The organism is Geomonas diazotrophica (genome assembly GCF_018919385.1).
In the GTDB taxonomy this organism is placed as follows: Bacteria; Desulfobacterota; Desulfuromonadia; order Geobacterales; family Geobacteraceae; genus Geomonas; species Geomonas diazotrophica.
Map to the genome: position 1 here is coordinate 46,091 of NZ_JAHLMF010000009.1, position 19,392 is coordinate 65,482.

The following is a 19,392-nucleotide window of genomic DNA, read 5'->3' on the forward strand; positions in this document are numbered from 1 at the left end:
GATACGGAGGGGACACCCCCGCTAGGGTACGGCAGGGGTGCTACTTGGTGCCGAAGATCTTGTCGCCGGCGTCGCCGAGCCCGGGGAGGATGTAGCCGTGCTCGTTGAGCCGCTCGTCGATGGCGGCCACGTAGATGTCTATGTCGGGATAGGCGGAGCTGATCTTCGCGAGCCCCTCGGGTGCCGCGACCAGGCAGAGCACGCGGATCTGGCGGCAGCCGTTCTTCCTGAGCATCTCGATGGTCGCAGCCATCGAGCCGCCGGTCGCCAGCATGGGATCGATGATCAGGGCGAGGCGCTCGTCCAGTTTGCCCACGAACCGCTCGAAGTAGGTGTGCGCCTCGAGGGTCTCCTCGTTCCTGGCCAGCCCCACCACGCTCACCTTCGCGTTGGGGATCATGTCCAGCACGCCTTCCAGCATGCCGATCCCGGCGCGCAGGATGGGCACCACGGTCACCTTCTTCCCCTTGATCTGCTGGATCTCGATGGTGCTGCCGTCCCAGCCGGTGATGTCACGGGACTCCAGCGGGAAGTCGCGGGTGGCCTCGTAGGCGAGCAGGCAGGCGATCTCGGCGGTGAGCTCGCGGAACTTCTTCGTGCTGATGCCGGACTCGCGCATCAGGCCAATTTTGTGCTTCACCAGGGGGTGGTTTACTTCGTGGACGCTCATCTGGCTCTCCCGTCGAAAATTTTGGTCATACCATACCGGATTTTATGACTGGAAACAAGCAGTTGCGCATTAGACAGAGCCAATCGGGACGGCGGAGGTTTGATAACGGCAGACAGCCGGCAGGGTGAGCTGTTCCTGGCCGGGTCACGGCCGCCGTCGGGGGTGGATCGCCCCGGGCGCGCCGTTGAACCGGCGGCCCGATTGCTGCGGTGAAGCGGGGGGAAACGGGATCAGAAGTAGCGGTAGGAAAGGACTCTGACGCCCTTCCAGGCGCCGAAGGCGAGGACGGCAACGGTGAGGAGAAGACAGAAAAGCGCGGCCACGCGGTGCAGCGCCGTCTCGCGGCTCCGCTCCCGGTAGCCCAGCAGCTTCGCCGTGACGATGCCGCCGACGATGCCCCCGCCATGTCCCCAGTTGTTGATGCCGGGCATGATGAGGCCGAAGACCACGAGGCTGATCAGCCAGCCGCTCACCTCGCGCGAGACGGCCTGGCCGTAGTTGCCGCCGCGGCTCTTGCCGAAATAGAACAGGGCGCCGATCAGTCCGCAGACCGCCGCGGAAGCCCCGATGGTGAAGGGGACGCCGGCCAGCACGGAGAGGAGGTACCCGGTCAGACCACTTACCGTGTAGATGACGAACATGCGGCTCGCGCCGAACTCGGCGCAGACCCAGGGGCCGATTTGCCGCAGCGCCATCATGTTGAAGAGGATGTGCAGCGCCCCCCCGTGCAGGTAGTTGGCGGAGACGAGCGTCCAGAGGCCGTACCGGAACAGGGGATAGGTCCCGGTGGCCCCGAGCAGCGCCAGGCTGTTGTCGTCCGGAGACAGAAAGCCGAACAGCCCCCCGCCCAGCGCGGTTCTGCTCGAGACCAGCAGCGACAGGAGGTAGTACGCGACGTTGGCGACGATGAGGGCGTTGATGACGAGATCGCTCCCCCTGTCGCCGCGCAGCACCTCGACCACCCTCCCCCCGGGGCGCGACAGCGCGGCGCCGCACCAAAGGCAGGAGGAGTATCGGGCGTCGGTGGCGCGTCCGCATTCGGGACAGGTTATGGAAGGGTGAGCCATGGGGGATACCTCTGAGAGAGTTTGCGCCCCACTGTACCATTTTCGCCGAATAAAACAACATGGACTCTGCCATGACGCCCTTAAAAAAGCGCGCCGGCAGTCACTTTACCAGGAAGCGCCTTCGATTCGTTGCGACATCAACGCGGCATGATAGATTCTTATCGTCGTTCACTTTCATCTAGATCCTGTGCAGCACCCCGGCGAGGTGTCCTATGACAGAGATTTGCTGCGATGAACTCGGCCCTTCACGCGTCATTCACCTCTATTCCCCCAAGGAGCGGCTCCGGGCCTTCGTGGTCATCGACAATACCGCGCTCGGACCTGCGGTCGGAGGGGTGCGCGTGTCGCCGACGGTTGGCGTCGAGGAGGTGGCGCGGCTGGCGCGGGCCATGACTCTCAAGAACGCCGCGGCCGGCCTGCAGCATGGCGGCGCCAAGGCGGGGATCGTGGCCGACCCGTCGGACCCGCGCAAGGAGAGGATCTTCCGGGTCTTCGCACGCATGATCAAGGATCTGACCGACTACATACCCGGCCCCGACATGGGATGCGACGAGACGGCCATGGCCTGGATCCGTAATGAAACGGGGAGATCGCTGGGGCTGCCGGCCGAGCTCGGGGGACTGCCGCTGGACCGACTGGGCGCGACGGGGTTCGGCGTGGCCGAGTGCGCCGAGGTCGCGGCCGGATTCGCCCGGGTCGAGCTGAAGGGGGCGCGGGTCGCCATCGCGGGGTTTGGCAGCGTCGGCAAGGCTGCGGCGCGCTTTCTTTCGGAAAAGGGTGCGCTGCTCGTGGGAGCCTCCGACAGTCGCGGCGCCGTCCACGATCCTGCCGGCATCGACCTCGCGGCACTGGTCGAGGTGAAGCGCCGGGGGGGGAGCGTCGCCGACTACGGCAAGGGAGACCGGCTCTCCCGAGACGAGATCTTCGCCGTTTCCTGCGACATCCTGGTGCCGGCGGCCACGCCCGACGTCATCCACCGTGGCAACGTCGGGCAGGTCCAGGCCCGCCTGATCCTGCAAGGGGCCAACATCCCCTGCACCGCGGAGGCGGAAAAGGAGCTGCAGACGCGCGGCACCGTGGTGGTGCCGGATTTCATCGCCAACGCGGGGGGCGTGATCATGGCGGCCATGGAGTACGCAGGGAGGAACGAACAGGAGGCTTTCGCGGCGATCGCACAGAGAATAAGGAAAAACACGAGGGTGGTGCTGGAGCGGGCCGCGGGCGCCGGGATCCTGCCGCGGGAGGCGGCGGATGCGCTGGCCAGGGAACGGGTCGAAAAGGCTATGAGCTTCAGGGACTATTGAAAAGGTTCTACGTTCTACGTTCTACGTTCAAGGCTCGAGGCAGAGGCGAGAGCCGAGCCTGCAGGGACCCCGCGGAAGCACCGGTCGGGACTCCTTGAGCGGCCGCACTCCTAGCCGCAGTCCAGGAACAGCAGGGCGGGGTCTTCCAGGTAGCGCAGCACCTTCCCCAGGAACCTCGCGGCGTCGGCCCCGTCGGTGGCCCGGTGGTCGAAGGTAAGGGAGAGGGGGAGGATCTTCCTGATGGCGATCTCCCCCCGGTGCACCCAGGGTCGCTCCACGATGCGCCCGAACCCCATGATGGCGACATCGGGCCAGTTGATGATCGGGGTGGCGAAGGTGCCGCCGAAGTGCCCGTAATTGGTTATGGTGAAACTGCTCCCCTTCAGCTCGTCGAGGGCGATGCTCCGCTCGCGCGCCTTGCGCCCCAGCTCCTGGATCGCCTGCGCCAGCTCGATGATGCTCTTCTTGTCCACGTCCCGGATCACCGGGACCATGAGCCCCTCCGGCGTGTCCACGGCGATCCCGAAATGGTAGTGCCGCTTCAGCACCAGCTCCTGGGTCTCGTCGTCTATGGAGGCGTTCAGGAGCGGGTGCTCCTTCAGCGCGTGCTGCACGGCCTTCATGAAGAAGGGTAGGAAGGTGAGATGGGTGCCGCGCGACTCCACCTCCCCCTGCTCCCGGCTGCGCATCTCGAAGACATCGGTGATATCGACCTCTTCCATGCTGGTCACGAAGGCGGTGATCCTCTGGGAGGCGGTCACGTTGCGCGCGATGGTGCGGCGCAGCCCCCGCAGCGGCACCCGCTCTTCAGGCCCTGCGCCCCCCATCACCCTTGCGGCGGGGGGAAGCTGCCGGTCCAGGTCCTCGGGCCTGATGCAGCCGCGCGGCCCGCTCCCCTTGATGCTCCTGAGATCGATGCCCCGCTCGCGCGCCAGCTTGCGCACCATCGGCGTCGCCAGCCCCTCGAAGGCGCCGGCCACAGCCGGGAGCGGTTCCTCCTCCGCCTCGGGGAGCGATCCCACGATGCCGACCGACGCAGGCCGGGGTGCCGGCCGCTGTTCCGCTGCCTGCAGCTTGGGTTCGGCCTCCCGGTCCGCGAGGGTCAACAGGACCTCGCCGACCTGAACCGTCTCCCCTTCCTTGCGGCGCAGACCCGACACGACACCCGACCGGGGCGAGGGAACCTCGACCACGGCCTTGTCGGTCTCCACCTCCAGAAGCGGCTGGTGCTCCCGGACCGCGTCCCCCTCGGCGACCAGCCAGCGGCGCAGTTCCACCTCGGCGATCCCTTCACCCAGATCCGGAAGTTTGAAGTCGAAGGCCATGTGCGATTCTCCTTGAAATCCCTGTCAGTCCGACGTTCACCTGCATGGCTCCTCCCCCCGGAGGTGGGAGGAGGGAGGGAGGAAATGGGCGACGCCGCGCATCCCTCCCCTAAACTCTCCCCTCCGGGGGAGGGGGCGAATCAATACTGCAGCACCTCGTCGAGGGCGTTCCGGATCTGTTCCGCGCCGGGGAGGTAGTGGTCGATCAGCTTGGCCAGGGGGACCGGGACGTCGGGCGCGGTGACGCGTAAGATGGGGGCGCGCAGGTGCAGGATCGCCTCCTCGGCGACAGTCGCCGCTATCTCGGCGCCGAAGCCGCAGGTCTTGGCCGCCTCGTGCACGATCACCAGGCGTCCGGTCTTCTGCACCGACTTGACGATGGCCTCGCTGTCGAAGGGGTTCAGGGTGAGGAGATCGAGCACCTCCGCGTCGTAACCCTCGACCGACTTCAGCACCCGCTCCAGCATGCTCCCCCACGCCACCACGGTCACCGAGTTCCCCCCCCGCGCCACCCGGGCCCGCCCGAGCTCCACCAGGTACTCCCCTTCCGGCACCTCCTCGCGCAGGAGGCGGTACAGCCGGGTCGGCTCCAGGAAAAGCACCGGGTCGGGGTCGCGCAGCGCCGCCAGCAAGAGCCCCTTGGCAACGTAGGGCCCCGACGGCACCACCACCTTCAGCCCTGGGACCTGGCAAAAGAGCGCCTCGGTGCTCTCCTCGTGCAGTTCGGGGGCCTTGATGCCGCCGCCGTAGGGGGTGCGCACCACCATCGGGCAGCTGTAGCGGCCGCGGGAGCGGGAGCGGAGCCTGGCTGCATGGGCGAAGAGCTGTTCGAAGGCGGAATAGGTGAAGCCCAGGAACTGGATTTCCGGCACCGGGCGCAGGCCGTAGGCCGCCATGCCTATGGCCGCCCCCATGATCCCCGCTTCGCACAGGGGGGTATCGATGACCCGCTCGCTGCCGAAGCGCTCCCAAAGCCCCTCGGTCACCCGGAACACACCGCCGTCGCGCCCGACGTCCTCCCCCAGCAGGAGCACCCGGTCGTCGCGCGCCATCTCCAGGGAGAGCGCCTGGTTGATCGCCTGTACCATGTTGAGCTGGGCCATGTCAGCGCACCTTCCTTTGCCCGGCCTGACGCGGGGTGAGCGTGGCGAGGACCCCTTCGAAGAGATCGGCCGCGGCCGGCGGGGGCTGCGACTCCATCTCCCGCACCCCGTCGTCGACGATTGTAGCGACCTTTGCCGCGGCCTCCTCCCCCTTTTGCGGGCTCCAGAGTCCGCGCCCCTCCAGAAAGCGCTCCAGGCGCAGGATGGGGTCGCGCTCTCCCCAGTATGCGACCTCTTCGGCAGAGCGGTAGCGCCCGGCGTCGTCGGCGGTGGTATGGTCGGCCATGCGGTAGGTGAGACATTCGATGAAGGTGGGACCGCCGCCGCTTCTGGCCTTCTCGACCGCCTGGCGGGTGGCGCGATACACGGCGAAGACGTCGTTGCCGTCCACCTGCACCCCCTCGAAACCGTAGGCGATCGCCTTCTGCGCCAGGGATGCGGAGGCGGTCTGCCCCTTGAGGGGGATGGAGATAGCCCACTGGTTGTTCTGGCAGATGAACACCAGGGGAAGGTTGAAGACGCCGGCCAGGTTCATCCCCTCGTGGAAGTCCCCCTTGGAGGTGGCCCCGTCGCCGAAGTAGGTGACCACCGCCACCGGGTCGCGGCGGTAGCGCGCAGCGAGCGCCGCCCCGGCCGCCTGCGGGATCTGGCTCCCGACGGCCACGCAGAAGGGGAAGATGTTCAGATGCGGCGGCACCTTTTGGGCCCGCTCGTCCCCCCCCCAGTACTGCAAAAGCTGCGAGATCGGGTAGCCCAGCGTCAGGTGCGCGCCCATCTCCCGGAAGGATGGGAAGAGCCAGTCCTTTTCCGTCAGGGCAAAGGCGCTCCCCACCTGGGCCGCCTCTTGCCCCCGGATGGGGGGATAGGTGCCGATGCGCCCCTCCCGCTGCAGGGCGACCGCGCGCTCGTCGAAGATGCGCGCAAGCAGCATCAGCTCGTAGATGCGCCAGATCTCGGCGTCGGAGAGTGGCGGCAAAAGCTCCGGATCCGCCTCCCCCTTCTCGTTCAGGACTTCCAGGCGCTTGATTTGAAAATCGGCAAGTAGCAGTTCCGGCATGGCACGCTCACTTATTAAAATCTCGGCTCGGCGATTGGGAGAGTGTAAACGGACACTTGCACGATGTCAAAAGCGATTCTGCCGCCGTTTCAGCTTGCCGTAGAGGACCGGCACCAGGGCGAAGAGCCCCAGCAGGGCGAAGGAGCCCAGGACCCGGGGCGAGGCGACATCGGCAAGGGAGTCGATCGCGGCGAGGCTCGCCCCCGCGTTGACGAAGACGAAGCCCCCGGGGATGATGCCGATCAGCGTCCCCAGGACGAAGACGCGCAGCGGCAGGCGGGTGAGCCCGGCGGCCAGGTTGATCAGGAAGAAGGGAAAGAGCGGCACGAGCCTCAAAAACAGCAGGTAGTTCCAGCCCCGCTGTTCCAGCTCGCGGTTGAGCCCCTCCAGCCGCGCGCCGAAGCGGCCGGCCACCGCGTCCCTGAGCAGGTACCGGGTGACCAGGAAGGCGAGCGTCGCCCCGATGGTGGCGGCGCAGACGGCATAGACGGTCCCGGCCAGCACCCCGAAGAGCGCGCCCGCGGCAAGCGACAGGACGGCGGCGCCGGGAAGCGACAGGGCGGTCTGGAGGATGTAGATTCCCATGAAGAGGGCGACGCTCGCCCCCTTGTGGGCCGCGCAGTAGCCGGCGAGGAACTGCCGGTTCGCCTTGAGCGCCTCCAGGGTGAGGAAGCGCTCAAGGTCGAGGTAGAAGAAGAGCGCTACGGCTCCGGCGGCGGCCAGGAGAATCAGGGTCTTTTTCAGGTTCATGAAGGTGGTATCTCCTGCAGCTGTAGAGTATGCAGGTTTTAACATATCGGCAGCCCGGGCGTTACCATTTTCTTTGCCAGGCAAGCCAGGCCCGCAGGAGTCGCTGCACCAGGGGGGTGAGGCGGCGGCGCTGGTAGGCGTCGGCAAGCTTGCGCCAGGATTCCGCCTGGGTGGGATAGGGGTGGATGGTGTTGCCGATGGCGGCAAGACCGAGCCCCGATCCGATGGCGAGGGTCATCTCGCTGATCATCTCCCCCGCGTGCCGCGCCACGATGGTGGCACCCAGGATGGTGTCGCCCCCCTTCTTCAGGTGCACCCGGGCGAAGCCCTGTTCCTCGCCGTCCAGGACGGCGCGGTCCACCTCCGAGAAGGGGACGGTGAGTGTGTCCACCTCGATGCCCCGTGCCGCGGCATCCGCCGGGTACATGCCCACGTGGGCGACCTCCGGGTCGGTATAGGTGCACCAGGGGATGGTGAGCGAGGAGTTCTTGCGTCTCCCCTTGAAGAGCGCATTTGCGATCAGGATGCGCGCCTGGGCGTCGGCCGTATGGGTGAAGCGAAAGCGCGAGCAGACGTCCCCCGCCGCGTAGACCCGCGGGTTGGAGGTCTGCAGGGTCTCACTCACCGTGACGCCGTCCCGGTCGCAGGCTATCCCCGCCGCCTCGAGCCCCAGCCCCTCGACGTTGGGGGCGCGGCCGGTGCCGACCAGTATGCTCTCTACCGGGACCTCGAACTGCACCCCTTCCCGCTGCAGCTGCAAAACCTTGACGCCGCCGCGCCTCTCCACGGCGACCACCTCGGTGCGAAGGTGCAGCGCCATCCCCTCGCGGCCGAAGGCATCCTGCAGTATGGCGGCGGCATCGGGGTCGTCGCGGCCGAGGAGCTGCGCCCCCGGCTCGACGATGGTCACCTTGGAGCCGAAGCGGCCGAAGGCTTGAGCCAGCTCGCAGCCGATGGGGCCGCCCCCGATGACGGCCAAGGTCGCCGGGAGAACGGTGAGCGAGAAGACGGTTTCGTTGGTGAGATAGCCCGCCTCGGCCAAGCCGGGGATGGGGGGGACGGCAGCGCGGGCGCCGGTGCAGATGGCGGCACGGGCGAATTCCAGCTCCGCGCCGGCCACCTCCATGCGGTCCGCCGCGGTGAAGCGTGCCGTGCCGAAGAAGACATCGACCCCCAACTCGTCCCGGAAGCGCAGCGCCGCATCGTGGCGGCCGATATCCGCCCTCAGGCGCCGCATCCGCTCCATGGCGGCGCCGAAATCGGGGCGCACTCCCTCGCCCCCCCCAACTCCGAAGGGGGCGCCGGAGCGGGCATCGAAGACGGCGCGGGCAGCCCGCAGGAGCCCCTTGGAGGGGACGCAGCCGACGTTCAGGCAGTCGCCCCCCAAAAAGCCGCGTTCGACGAGGGCCACCCGTCCCCCCAGCCCGGCAGCGCCCGCCGCGCAGACGAGCCCCGCGGTACCGGCACCGACGACCACCAGGTTGTAGCGGCCGGCAGGTTCCGGGTTCCGCCACCCCTCGGGGCGCACGCTCGCGGCAAGGAGACGGTTTTCCTCGGTATCCGGTAAAAGTTCCAGGTCATCGCTCATCATGAGTCTGTCCCGTCCCAGCCGCCGCCCAGGCAACGTGCTGAAATACCGCCCATTGAGTGGGATGAATGAAGTTTCGTTTCGATAATTCCCGGTGCACTTTTGCTCCTTTTCCCTTATCATTTTTATCATAATAAGGGCCGGCCGGGTGGTCCAATTAGGAGCGCCACCGGCATCCTCCGGGCAACCGCCCGAAATCACAGCGCTGACCGTAGCCGCACAACTCATTTGGCCGAAAACACGGAGGAGCCCATGAGCGGAGCAGTTGGGACGAAGAGGAGCAGTCGCGGCATTCGCCCCGAAAAGAGCAGCTCGAAAAAGACTACCAAGGCCACGCGCCTTTCCCGCAACGAACTCGTCGCGGAACTCAAGTTGTACACCGACCTTTACGAGCACGCACCGGTCGCCCACATCACCCTGGACCGTTGCGGGGTGATCCGCGCCGTCAACCTTACCGGAGCGGAGATGCTCGGAGTGGAACGCTCCTCTTTGCTCAGGCGCCCCTTCGCCGACCTGTTCAGCGAGAGCTCCCGCCGTCCCCTGGCCGAATTTTTCGAACACCTGCTCGCCTCCAACCAGAGAAGTTCCTGCAACGCGCTCCTTTCCGACGCCGGGAACGCGCTGCAGCAGCTGAGGATCGAGGCGCTTCCCTGCCGGGACGGCTCCGAGGTCCGGCTGGCCCTGATAGGAATCACGGAAAGCGAAAAGGCGGCCAAGGCCCTTCAGATCTCCGAGGCGCGCTACCGCGGTCTTTTCGAGGCGGCCAAGGACGGCATCATGCTCGTCGATGCGGCCACCGGCGAAATCAACGACGTCAACCCCTTCCTCATCGAGATGCTCGGATACCAGCGGGAAGAGATGGTGGGGCGGTTGCTCTGGGAAGTACCCCCTCTTGCCGCCATGGCTGCGAGCGACACCGAATTCGCGGTGCTGCAACACCGGGATTACCTGCACAACGACGATATGCGCCTTTTTACCCGCGACGGACGCAGCGTGATCGTGGAGGTGGTGGTGACCGGCTACCGCATCGACCGGAGCAAGGTGCTGCAGTTCAACATCCGGGACATCACGATCCGCAAGAACGCAGAAGAAGCGCTTTTGAAAAGCGAGGAGCAGTGCCGCACCATCGTCAGCAACATAAACGAGTACGTCTACAGCGTGCGCTTCGAGGGGGGCGACATAAAGTCGATCTACCACAGCCCCAAGTGCCTGGACATCACCGGGTACAGCCCGGAGGAGTACTACCGCGATCCCCTTTTGTGGTTCACCATGATCCACGAGGAGGATCGCAACCAGGTGGTCCAGTTCCTGAACAGCATCTTCTCCGGAGAAGACCAGGAGCCGATCCGGCACCGCATCGTGCACAAGGACGGCTCGATACGCTGGATCCTGAACAACTGCGCGGTGCAACGGATCCGCAAGGCGAACCGGGTCACCATCTCGCGGCTGGACGGCTTCATCCTCGACATCACCGACATAAAGCGCGCCGAGGAGAACATCTTCTTCCTCGCCCACCACGACCCGCTTACAAAGCTCCCCAACCGCAGCACCCTCTACGCCAGGATCGAGGACGTCCTCAGGGTGGCACAGAAAACGCACACCAGCGTGGCGCTGCTTTTCCTCGACATCGACGGATTCAAGCAGATCAACGACTCGATGGGGCACGACGTGGGGGACCGGCTGCTGCAGTCGGTTGCGCGCAAGCTCGGGGACTGCACCCGCTCCTGCGACGTGGTCGCCAGGCTTGGGGGGGACGAGTTCGTGGTGGTGCTCTGGGACTGCGGGGCGAGCGAAACCAGCGTGGTAGCGGAGAAGATCATCAGCGCGGGTTTCCCGCTGCAGGGAACGAACGTCATCGTAACCCCCAGCATCGGCATCAGCATCTACCCCGAGGACGGCAAGGACTACCTCGCCCTTTTGAAGCACGCCGACATCGCCATGTACCACGCCAAGAAATGCGGCGGCAACAACTTCCAGTTCTTCACCCACAAGCTTAACGAGATGGCGCACGAGCGATTCGCCCTGGAGGCGGAACTGCGTCACGCGCTGGAACACGACGAGTTCGTGCTGCACTACCAGCCCAAGGTGGATCTCGCCACCGGCCACTTCAGCAGCATGGAGGCCCTGATCCGCTGGCAGCACCCGTTACGCGGCCTGGTGATGCCGGAACATTTCATCCGGATCGCCGAGGAAAGCGGCCTCTTGAACCAGATCAGCAAGTGGATCATCCCCACCGTCTGCCGGCAGCTCCGGCAGTGGCAGCAGCAGGGCCTGGGGCAGGTCTCCGCCGCGGTCAACCTCTCCGCCAGCTTCTTCCAGCACCGCGACTTCGAGGAAACCATCGAGGCCTCGCTGCTGGAGACCGGGATCCCCCCGGAGTCCCTGGAACTGGAATTGACCGAGGCGACCATCATGAGCGACCCGCAACGGGTGCTGGGGAGCATGGCGGCGATGAAGGCGCTCGGGCTGCAGCTTTCCATCGACGATTTCGGCACCGGCTATTCCAGCCTCAGCTACCTCAAAAAGCTCCCGGTGGACAAGCTAAAGATCGACCAGTCCTTCATCCGCAACATCGCCCGCGACAACGACAACGCGGCGGTGGTCCGGGCCGTAATCAGCATCGGGCGCAGCATGCAGCTCAAGGTCATAGCCGAGGGGGTGGAAAACGCTTCACAGCTCGCCTGGCTGCAGGCCGAGGGGAGCGAGGAGGCGCAGGGTTACTACTTCAGCCGCCCGGTGCCGGTGCAGAAGATGACGGCGCTACTCAGGGAAAGGGCCAACTTCCTGCACAACCCGCGCGGCCGGATGCAGGCCAAGCAGCTCTAACCCACCCGAACGGTTTTAAAAAAAGGCCGGCGCAAGGGATTTTGTTTCCCCTGCGCCGGCCTTTTCCTGTGCGGGCCGGTGCGGCAACTGCGCCGCGCCGCTTACCCGTCACTCCTCGTCCGTATCCTCGTCGTCGTTCCAGCCGTGATCTCCGCTGTCATCGTCATCATCGGAATCGTCCATCTGTTCCGGCGCCATGGGCCCCAGGCGGCGCATCATCATCCGGTGGCTGCGCTCCATCTCCTCCGTCATCTCGGCCCGCTGCCGCACCATTTTGGCCACGGCTTCGGCCAGCAGGTCCAGCTTTTTCTCGCGCGGGGCCTGTTCCATCTCGCGCACCAGCGCGGCGAGTTCAGCGTCCTGCCCCTTCACTTTCTGCAGCATCCTTTCCATCATCATCCCGCGCCCGGGGAACCCGCCGGGCCACCCTCCCCCGGCTCCCATCCTTGGGGCGCAGCCCGGCGCACCGCAGCCGGCCAGCATCGGCTCGACATGCCGCTTCACCTGGTCCGAGTCGATGCGGTCCTGCCGCACCAACTCTTCCAACGCCCTCAGATGGCTCTTCACCTGCACCAGGTGCTCGTCCATCATGCGCTGCAGCTCGGGGGGCACCTCCCCCGCTACGGAGGCGCGGTATTTCTCCATCTCCTCGACGCTGCGCCTCATCTCGGATACCGCGACCCGCGCCAACTGCGGCGGGACAGTGGCACCTTCCTCTGCGGCACCGTAGAGGAGGCGGCCGAAATTGGCGACGTTTCTGTGGTAGGCCATCATCAGCAGGTGCTCGTGGGAGCGCATCATCTGGCGCCCCATCGCCCTCTTCATTACGTACCCCGGGGAACCGGGCACGGCGTCCGCCATCTGGGGCATCCCGCCGGGTGAACCGGCCGGACCGGCAGCGAAGGCAGGCAAGGCTGCAAGAACTGCTAACACTGTCAACACTGTTTTCACTGGCAATCCCCCTTTGCACCGGTTCGAGCGGCCATCTCCACGCTCTCTTTTTGCAGCGCCACTGACTATAGAGGCCTGCGTCCCTGTATCAGGTTCAGTATAACGATGATGATGGCGATGACCAGCAACAGGTGGATGAATCCGCCCAAGGTGTAGCTGGTCACCAGACCCAGCAGCCACAGTATCAGAAGTATCACTACGATGGTCCAGAGCATCTCTGCCTCCTTTGGGAGCCTTTCAATTACCTGCCGGGGCTCCCCGTTGCCTGCCGTCATTTGCCCACCCTGAGCCTCGTCAGGTTTTCCAGGAGCCCGAAGACGTTCAAAAGCCAGAGCACTACCACGATGACGACTACCGCGTTCAGTATCGACTTGATCGAGCCGGCCATGGGGATGTACGTGTTCACCAGCCACAGCAGAACCCCGACCACGATCAGCACCAGTAAGACGTGTACCAAGGGCATGTAGGGCACCTCCTCTTTGACCGGCTGTCCGGTTTCCTTGAAAGCAGCGCCGCGATCACCAGCAGAGCGACCGCAGCCACCACCGGGGCATCCGGGAAACTCCCGCGATGACACCCTCCGCAGCGTTGTTTCCACCCGGTGGCAGGCTAGGTGCGGCGCTATTTCTCCAGTTTTTTCTCCGCCTTACCGACGTTTTTCTCAACCTTGCCGGTAATCTTCTCCCCCCTGCCTTGTTGCTCCATGGAAACATTGCGGGTGGCCTTTCCAGCCGATTCTTTGACCTGTCCTTTCAACTCATGCATTTTCCCTTTGGCTTGGTCTTTCGTGCTCGGTTTCATGATGTACCTCCTAAAGCGATGCTTTCTGTGCGGGAGGGTGCAGGTTGCATGGTGACTGCGGTCGCTCTGCTGGCGATCGGCGGCTGACAGGAAAACACCATATTATTAAATTTTGTTAATTTGCAACTGGACAAGTTTATAGTGCGTCGCTTTTGTGTCAAGCGACAGATGGCGTGGAACCGGATGACGGAGCGGGGAATTTACTTTTTAGGCTTCGAGGAGGAGACCAGGAACGCGGCGTGGTCGGGATGGCGGCAGAGGTACTGGTGGCCGAAGGACATCACGTGAGGGCAGGAGCGCTTCTTCAGCAGGCAGATGGAAAAAGCCGGGACCAGCGGATGGGTGCGGCAGCAAGCGTCGGCGGACTCCCCTGCCACGGTGTCGAAGGAGTCACGGGCCTCCTCCGCTTGAGCCTCGGTGAAATCGCGGAGATTTTCGGGTTGAGCCTTGGTGGAGTCCCGGACCTCTTCCGGTTCGGTTTTCGTGGGCATTTCCTACTCCTGGCGGGTGTGATTTACTCGGACCATGGCCAGTATGCGGTGAAGCGCCCTCCAAATAAATAGGTAAATCGGCAAACAGTACTACGGCAAATCACACGCCGCCCCGGGACGGGGCGGCATCACTTCAACGAGGTCAACCCCTGGCGCACCGCGTACTTGGTCAGCTCCGCGATGCTGAAGAGATCCAGCTTCTTCATGATGCTGTGGCGCTGGTTCTCGACGGTTTTGACGCTGACGCCGAAGGCGAAGGCGATCTCCTTGGCGTTGGAGCCGTTGGCGATGAGCTGCAGGATCTCTCTTTCCCGCGTGGAAAGGTTCTCGTAGGTCGCCGGAACGTCCTCGGGAATGCGCTGCAGGTATTCCTTGATCAAGAGGGTGGTCACCCGCGCGGGAAGGTAGGTTTCGCCTGCGGCGACGGCGCGGATGGCCGTGGCGAGCTCGGAGAAGGCGGCGTCCTTCAGCACGTAGCCGTTGGCCCCCGCCTTCAGCACTTCGACCACGAAGCGGCGGTCGGATTCCATGGAAAGGGCCAGCACCTTCACCTCGGGGAACGCGGAGGTGATGCTGCGGGTGGCATCGATCCCGTTGGTGTCGGGCATGGAGATGTCCATCACGATGATGTCGGGGCACTCCTCCCGGGTCAGGCGAATCGCCTCGGCGCCGGTGCCGGCCTCGGCACTCACCATCATGTCGTCTTCCTTGTCGATCAAAGCCCGCAGCCCCTGGCGCACGATGGCGTGATCGTCGGCAATCAAAATCTTCATCTTCATCTTTGCCCCCTTTTATAAGCCTAAGACCCCAGCGGCACCTTGATGGTGGCCACGGTCCCGCCGGTTTCCTTGCTGGTGACGGAAAAACTCCCGCCCAGATGCTGTATCTTCTGCCTCACGTTGGCGAGCCCGAAGCCGCCGCTGCGAGTCTCCGCCGCATCCTGCTCGTTCCGGTAGCCGACGCCGTCGTCATCGACCGCAATCACCAGCCCCCCGTCGCTCCGGGACAACACGACCCGGCAACGCAGCGTCCCGGCATGTTTGATCACGTTCAGCATCAGCTCGCGGACCGCCTGGAACACGGTGGAGCGGATCTCGTAGGGGAGGGTCTTGTCCTTGCCGTCGTCGCAAAACTCCGCTTCCAGCCCGAAGTCCGCGTGCAGTTCCTCGCCGAGCCAGCGCAGCGCCGCCTCCAGGCCGGCGCTGGCCAGGAGCGGGGGGCGGATCTGGAAGGTAAGCGACCTGATGTCCTGTATGGTCTGCTGGACCAGCGTCCCTACCGCCGCGGCCTCGCACTCGCATTCGCCGGCGGGGATGCCGCTGGCCAGGGCATCCAGCTTGATCTTGGCCAGGATGAGCCGCTGACCGACCTGGTCGTGCAGCTCGCTGGCGATGCGGTCGCGCTCCCGCTCCTCGGCCATGGCGAGGTCGAGGGACATGTCCTGCAGCTTCTGCTGCTGGGCCAAAAGCTCGACCTCCACCTTCTTGCGGATCTCGATCTCCTGGATCAGGTGCTCGTTGGTGAGCTGCAGCTTCGCGGTCCTCTGCTGCACTTCCTCCTCCAGGTGTTGACGGGCCCCGGCCAGCATCTCCTCCGCCACCTTGCGCTCAGTGATGTCCAGCACCACTCCCATGAGCCCGCTCACCTCGCCCGCCTCGGAGAGGAGCGGCTGGTAGCTTGCGAGCCAGTAGCGCTGATCCTTTTCGGCGGGACCCACCCTTCCCTGCAGTTCGACGTCCCGGACGCACTCGCCCCGCTCCAGGATGGGGCGCCAGAGTTCCTTCAGGTGCACGACAAGCTCCGGCGCCAGGACCTCGTCGACGGTGCGCCCTACGTGCTCGCAGATGCTCTTGCCGTTGAGCCTCGCCAAGTGCTCGTTGAGGCGCAGGAAACGCAGGTCGCGGTCCACCGCGAAAAGCCCCACCGGGGTGTGGGTGTAGATGTTGGCCAACTCCTGCAGCTGCATGCGGTAGCGCTTCTCGCTGTCGTGCAGCGCCTGGGTGTAGTCCCGTATCTGGCAGGTCACGCTATTGAAGAGCCTGGCCAGTTCCGACAGCTCGTCGTTGCCCTCGACCTCTATGCCGCTGTTCAAGTCCCCGGAAGCGATGACCTCGGCGCCACGTTTGATCGCGGCCATGCGCCTGTGCAGCACCCCGTTCAGGAACGCGGAGTTGAGGATGGTCACCAGCGCCATCAGGATGACAAGCAGCAAAGTGAGATAGATCATCCGGTTGCTGGCACTTTGGAAACGGTCCCGGGCGTACTGCTGCAGGCTCACCGCCTCCCTTTGCAGCGCCGAATCACTGAGCATGATCTGGCTGTAGAGCCGGCTGGCGAACTCGTCGTGATGCGCCGCGGCAGGGTCGGCAACGGGCACCCGCCGCATCTGTTCGACCAGCCGCTTTGATATCTGCACCGACTCGGCCAAGGCCAGCCGGGCCCTAACCAGCCCCTGCTCTTCGGTTCCATCGAACTGCTGCGCCCCTTGTGCCAGCAGATGGATCGCGGCGTCGTTCATGGAGAACCACTGCTGCCTGGCCCGCTCGATCCCGAACAGGAAATACTCGTCGCGCATGGTGGCGCGGTTAAACACGGTGGACTGGATCTTGTCCGCCACGAGGTGGTTGCGCTCCGCCAGGGTCAGTTCCCTGGATGACCAGGCAAGCAGCGCCGTCACGATCACCAGCAGGGTGAAGGAGAGGAGCGAGATTATCTTCAGTCTAAGGGCGAAGGTCACCTTGCAGCACCTGCTGGTCCACCGCCTGCGGCTTTACCGACAAGAGCGGGCGCGGATCGATGTATTCCAGATAATTCGGCATGTGGGCTTCACGGGTAAGGTGGTATTTCACGGCCCAGCGACTCTCTTCTTCCAAGGTAATCAACAACGCGTGGTCGAGCCCCACGGTACGGGTGCTCTCGCTCCAACACTCAGAAAGCGCCCACACGGGGACGCCGGAGGCCGTGGCCACGATCGACTGGGCCTCCTTGGGGTTGCGCGCGGCGAACTCTTCGGCCCGGACCAGGGCACGCAGCAGCCGCCTCATCGCCTCCTGGTTGCCTTCCACATACGAGGTCAACCCGGCTATGACGAAGGTCTCGGTGTAGATGTGGGGTTCCTCGAAGATGATGCTGCGCTGTGCCAGCTTCCTGGCGATTATCTTTATGTCGGCGCCCCAGGCCGAGACCGCGTCGACCCGGCCGGAGAGAAGCGCGTCCTGTATCCGTTCCGGCGCCAAGGGGACCGGGGTGACGTCCTCGCTGCTCAGACCGTTGGCCGAAAGAAAGGACGAAAGGAACATGTGGGTGGTGGTTCCGGAGGTGAACGCGACGCGGCGCCCCTTGAGATCTCCGGGGAGGGCGATGCCGCTGTTACGGTCGGCGAGGATGGCATGGTTCCTGTTGGAGGTGAAGATGCTCCCCAAGATGGAGAGCCTCTGTCCCTTCAAGGCCGCGAACATGACCGGGGTCTCGGCGACGGTGGCGACGTCCGCCTTTCCTTCCAGGACAGCCTGAAGGGCCGTTTTGCCGTAGTCGTAGCGCTGCGCCTCTACCTTCACCCCCTCGTCCCGGAGAAACCCCTGGGCGACGGCTATCTGTACCAGTGCGCAGTCGTGCCGGGTGACGTAGGCCAGGCGCAGAGGGAGGGGAGGCCCCGTCTGGTGCTGTACGGGGCTTTGGCAGCCGGCGATGAGCAGGCACAGTATCGATATGAGCGCGGCTCTCAGCATCCACTCCTTCAAGTACGGGGCGGCTTCTGCGGGTCTGTCGGCGACGGCCGGGCCCGGTTAAATGTTCTTGTCGGGCGGTCGTTTCAGGTCATTGCCTCACTAAATTGTCGACAAATATATGACAATTGCCTAACAAAGTACAATTAATTTTATCATCTAAATGACATAGTTCCATCTGCCCAGTGAAGAAGAACATAAAAAAAGGGAGGGTCAAGCCCATTCAGCCTGCCCCTCCCCACCCTAAAACAGAAATCGTCCACGATTCTCGGAGACTATGACTGTCGTTACATCACTTGACCGATTTCCCGCTCCTCGCCGGCTTCACGTACTTGGCGAAACGGGCCGGCAGCTTAGCCGATCCGGCGGAGGGATACTTGTCCAGCCGCGCCGAAAGCCTGGCGATCCGCTCGTCCAGCGGGGGGTGGGTCGAGAACCAGGAGCCGCTCTTGGCCGCGGTCGCCTCCTGTTTCTTGAGCTTTTGCAGCACGCTCACGAAGGCAGCGGGGTCGTAGCCGGTGCGGAAGGTCGTCTCCAGGGCGGCCTGGTCCGCCTCGTACTCCATCCCCTGGTCCAGTCCCTTGTCGAAGAGGGTCGACTGCATGTCGCCGACCATCGATTCGAACTGCTGCCCCTTGCTCCCCTTCATGGTGGCGGCGGTGATGGCGCTGGCCCCCTGCAGGAACTGGGCGCGCCGGATGCTCTTCAGCGCGTGCTTCTCGGCCACGTGCCCCACCTCGTGGGCCAGGACCCCGGCAAGCTCGGCCTCGTTGTCCAGCACATCGAGGAGCCCCCGGCTGATGAAGACGATGCCGCCGGGGGCGGCAAAGGCGTTCTGCACCGGGCTGTCCAGCACCACGAAACGGTACGGGATGGTGGAGCGCCGGCTGTTTCTGGCCACCGCGTTCCCCACCAGGTTGACGTACTTCTGCAGTGCCTCGTTCTGCACCGGCTTGCCGAAACGCTGCATGCTGTCGAGCGCGAGGCTTTCCCCCACGGTGCACTCGGTCTGGTAGGTCATCTCCTGCGACGAGGAGAGTACCTGGGTGGCCCCGGAGAGGATCTTCCCTTCCTTGGAATCCGGCTTCATCAGGTTGTTGATGGTGTCCTGCCATCCGGCGTGGGCCTGTGCCGCGATCAGGCAGGAGAGCGCCACCAGCGGTAAAAGACGTAGTTTGTTCATGGCTCCCTCCTTACTGGGCGTACTCGCCGATTTTACCTTCCTTGAGGAAGGCCTTGACCTCGTTGTTGGAGACCTTGCGCGCCAGGATCTTGTCCAGCTCCTTCTTCAGGGCCTCCGGGGTGCCGTGCTGCTTCGCGTAGGCGGCGGTCTCCGGGGAGAGGCCGCGCACGCTGCGGGCGCTGTCGGCCTTGGCGGTGTTGATCTGGCTCTTCTGCATGCTGTCGCCCAGAAGGCCGTCCCCGCCTGCCACCTCGGCGACCGGCTGGGTGTCGGAGACCCGCCCCGCGTAGACCCACCCCTCCTTGCCGTCGGCCGTCTGCACCTTGAGCCAGCGCCCCTCACCCTCCACGAGGGTCAGCTCCGCGCCCACGGGGAGGTCGGCCAAGTTCGCCGCGCTCACCGACTGTTCCTTCTTGAGGGTGGTCCCTTCGCTCACCACCCAGCGTTTCTCGGCGCCAAGCGCCTGACCCGCGCACAGGGTCAGCAGCAGCAGCGCGCCGCCTAAAACTCGCTTCTTCATGGTTTCACCTCCGTGAATCGGCCGGAGCGGA

The 19,392-nt window shown here is 64.7% G+C and carries 19 protein-coding genes; 2 read left to right on the forward strand and 17 right to left on the reverse strand.

Annotated elements, in window-relative coordinates:
• Positions 1 to 40 precede the first annotated feature (40 nt).
• On the reverse strand, positions 41 to 670 hold the full coding sequence (upp, locus tag KOM00_RS11830; protein WP_216499128.1) for a uracil phosphoribosyltransferase: 630 nt from the start codon (positions 668 to 670) through the stop codon (positions 41 to 43).
• 230 nt (positions 671 to 900) lie between these two features.
• On the reverse strand, positions 901 to 1,737 hold the full coding sequence (locus KOM00_RS11835; RefSeq protein ID WP_216499129.1) for a rhomboid family intramembrane serine protease: 837 nt from the start codon (positions 1,735 to 1,737) through the stop codon (positions 901 to 903).
• 212 nt (positions 1,738 to 1,949) lie between these two features.
• Between KOM00_RS11835 and KOM00_RS11840 the strand changes: the two genes are divergently transcribed.
• Positions 1,950 to 3,041 carry a Glu/Leu/Phe/Val family dehydrogenase gene (locus KOM00_RS11840; RefSeq protein ID WP_216499130.1) on the forward strand — a complete coding sequence of 364 codons (1,092 nt, stop codon included), beginning with the start codon at positions 1,950 to 1,952 and terminating at the stop codon, positions 3,039 to 3,041.
• 110 nt (positions 3,042 to 3,151) lie between these two features.
• Here KOM00_RS11840 and KOM00_RS11845 read toward each other — a convergent pair whose 3' ends face one another.
• From KOM00_RS11845 to KOM00_RS11865, 5 genes are all read right to left on the reverse strand, one after another.
• Positions 3,152 to 4,366 (reverse strand): dihydrolipoamide acetyltransferase family protein, encoded by a 1,215-nt coding sequence (locus KOM00_RS11845; protein ID WP_216499131.1) that lies wholly within the window; start codon positions 4,364 to 4,366, stop codon positions 3,152 to 3,154.
• 140 nt (positions 4,367 to 4,506) lie between these two features.
• Positions 4,507 to 5,469: an alpha-ketoacid dehydrogenase subunit beta gene (locus KOM00_RS11850; RefSeq protein ID WP_216499132.1), complete on the reverse strand. Its 963-nt coding sequence runs from the start codon at positions 5,467 to 5,469 to the stop codon at positions 4,507 to 4,509.
• A gap of 1 nt (position 5,470) precedes the next feature.
• A complete protein-coding gene (gene pdhA / locus KOM00_RS11855; RefSeq protein WP_216499133.1) occupies positions 5,471 to 6,526 on the reverse strand; it encodes a pyruvate dehydrogenase (acetyl-transferring) E1 component subunit alpha in 1,056 nt (351 codons plus the stop codon).
• A gap of 66 nt (positions 6,527 to 6,592) precedes the next feature.
• Entirely contained in the window at positions 6,593 to 7,276 is a 684-nt protein-coding gene (locus KOM00_RS11860) for a TVP38/TMEM64 family protein (protein WP_216499134.1), read from the reverse strand.
• 61 nt (positions 7,277 to 7,337) lie between these two features.
• Positions 7,338 to 8,867 carry a mercuric reductase gene (locus KOM00_RS11865; protein WP_456264251.1) on the reverse strand — a complete coding sequence of 510 codons (1,530 nt, stop codon included), beginning with the start codon at positions 8,865 to 8,867 and terminating at the stop codon, positions 7,338 to 7,340.
• A gap of 249 nt (positions 8,868 to 9,116) precedes the next feature.
• Between KOM00_RS11865 and KOM00_RS11870 the strand changes: the two genes are divergently transcribed.
• Positions 9,117 to 11,690, forward strand: a complete 2,574-nt coding sequence (locus KOM00_RS11870) for a sensor domain-containing protein (RefSeq protein ID WP_216499135.1) — start codon at positions 9,117 to 9,119, stop codon at positions 11,688 to 11,690.
• Between the two features lie 108 nt (positions 11,691 to 11,798).
• On the opposite strand, the gene KOM00_RS11875 is transcribed toward KOM00_RS11870, so the two are convergent.
• The 10 genes from KOM00_RS11875 to KOM00_RS11920 all read right to left on the reverse strand — a co-directional run bounded on the left by KOM00_RS11875 (position 11,799) and on the right by KOM00_RS11920 (position 19,361).
• A complete protein-coding gene (locus KOM00_RS11875) occupies positions 11,799 to 12,551 on the reverse strand; it encodes a hypothetical protein (protein ID WP_236026913.1) in 753 nt (250 codons plus the stop codon).
• A 155-nt stretch (positions 12,552 to 12,706) separates the two neighbouring features.
• Entirely contained in the window at positions 12,707 to 12,856 is a 150-nt protein-coding gene (locus tag KOM00_RS11880) for a lmo0937 family membrane protein (protein ID WP_199396604.1), read from the reverse strand.
• Between the two features lie 56 nt (positions 12,857 to 12,912).
• A complete protein-coding gene (locus KOM00_RS11885) occupies positions 12,913 to 13,104 on the reverse strand; it encodes a Thivi_2564 family membrane protein (protein ID WP_216499137.1) in 192 nt (63 codons plus the stop codon).
• 158 nt (positions 13,105 to 13,262) lie between these two features.
• On the reverse strand, positions 13,263 to 13,442 hold the full coding sequence (locus KOM00_RS11890) for a CsbD family protein (RefSeq protein ID WP_216499138.1): 180 nt from the start codon (positions 13,440 to 13,442) through the stop codon (positions 13,263 to 13,265).
• Positions 13,443 to 13,642: 200 nt separating this feature from the next.
• The gene (locus KOM00_RS11895; RefSeq protein ID WP_216499139.1) at positions 13,643 to 13,933 is read right to left on the reverse strand and encodes a hypothetical protein; all 291 of its coding nucleotides are present in this window, start codon (positions 13,931 to 13,933) and stop codon (positions 13,643 to 13,645) included.
• Between the two features lie 128 nt (positions 13,934 to 14,061).
• A complete protein-coding gene (locus tag KOM00_RS11900; RefSeq protein WP_216499140.1) occupies positions 14,062 to 14,712 on the reverse strand; it encodes a response regulator transcription factor in 651 nt (216 codons plus the stop codon).
• Between the two features lie 20 nt (positions 14,713 to 14,732).
• A complete protein-coding gene (locus tag KOM00_RS11905; protein WP_216499141.1) occupies positions 14,733 to 16,670 on the reverse strand; it encodes a sensor histidine kinase in 1,938 nt (645 codons plus the stop codon).
• Positions 16,654 to 17,661, reverse strand: coding sequence for an ABC transporter substrate-binding protein (locus tag KOM00_RS11910; protein ID WP_216499142.1), 1,008 nt, complete (start codon positions 17,659 to 17,661; stop codon positions 16,654 to 16,656). Before KOM00_RS11910 ends, KOM00_RS11905 begins: the two co-directional genes overlap by 17 nt.
• Before the next feature lie 289 nt (positions 17,662 to 17,950).
• Complete coding sequence (locus KOM00_RS11915) at positions 17,951 to 18,841, reverse strand: M48 family metalloprotease (RefSeq protein ID WP_216499143.1); 891 nt, start codon at positions 18,839 to 18,841, stop codon at positions 17,951 to 17,953.
• A 10-nt stretch (positions 18,842 to 18,851) separates the two neighbouring features.
• A complete protein-coding gene (locus KOM00_RS11920) occupies positions 18,852 to 19,361 on the reverse strand; it encodes an SH3 domain-containing protein (RefSeq protein WP_216499144.1) in 510 nt (169 codons plus the stop codon).
• Between the last annotated feature and the right edge of the window lie 31 nt (positions 19,362 to 19,392).